The 730-nt window shown below is 49.5% G+C and carries 2 tRNA genes; both read left to right on the top strand.

The features are described 5' to 3' along the window. Positions 1 to 172 precede the first annotated feature (172 nt). Positions 173 to 249, top strand: a tRNA-Ile gene (locus tag Q675_RS35380). A 96-nt stretch (positions 250 to 345) separates the two neighbouring features. After that, positions 346 to 421 (top strand) — tRNA-Ala (locus tag Q675_RS35375). Positions 422 to 730 lie beyond the last annotated feature (309 nt).

Here is a 730-nt window from a genome sequence, read left to right as displayed (position 1 = left end):
GGTTGGCTAATAAAGAGAGCAAAAGGGTCTGCACGGACCCATAGCATTAGCGCGCAGAGATTGTTTTGGCTGGCAAGGCGCAGGTTGAGTGAAAGAGGGAGCGTACACGCGTACGTGACCGATTGAGCGAAAGCTGCAACACAGTCCAGGCGAAACAAGATCAAGCGATAATGGGTCTGTAGCTCAGGTGGTTAGAGCGCACCCCTGATAAGGGTGAGGTCGGTGGTTCAAGTCCACCCAGACCCACCAGAATTGTTCAGCTCGTCGTTGTCGAAGTACTTGCATAGCAGGCTATGCGGCGCACTTCGACGCCTAGATCTGATCAATTCTTGTAGATAGCTTCTTGGGGCTATAGCTCAGCTGGGAGAGCGCCTGCCTTGCACGCAGGAGGTCGGCAGTTCGATCCTGCCTAGCTCCACCAAACTTTACTGACTAACTTCGGTTAGCAGTGTGCAGAAACAAGTGTTTCAGCTTGATGAAAGTTCGAAGCCCTTCTTTCTGATCACTGGGTCAGATTTGCTCTTTAACAAATTGGACGAGATAGAACACGAATATTTTTCTCTCATTATCTCCGAGAGAAAATGTTCAAAGTGATAGCGATTTCAAGCGTTATCCGGTGTTGTCGTTGAAGTGGTTGTTCTATTGCTTCAAGTGACTGTCTCGAAGATGCCTCGGAATCAGGCTTGCCTGGTGATGGGTGTGACTTCGCGATCAGTTGTCTTGGGGTTAT

Origin of the sequence: Marinobacter sp. EN3 (genome assembly GCF_000475315.1) — a bacterium.
In the GTDB taxonomy this organism is placed as follows: Bacteria; Pseudomonadota; Gammaproteobacteria; order Pseudomonadales; family Oleiphilaceae; genus Marinobacter; species Marinobacter nauticus.
Note: the sequence above shows the minus strand (reverse complement) of the source record. Positions and strands in the feature narration are given on the sequence as shown.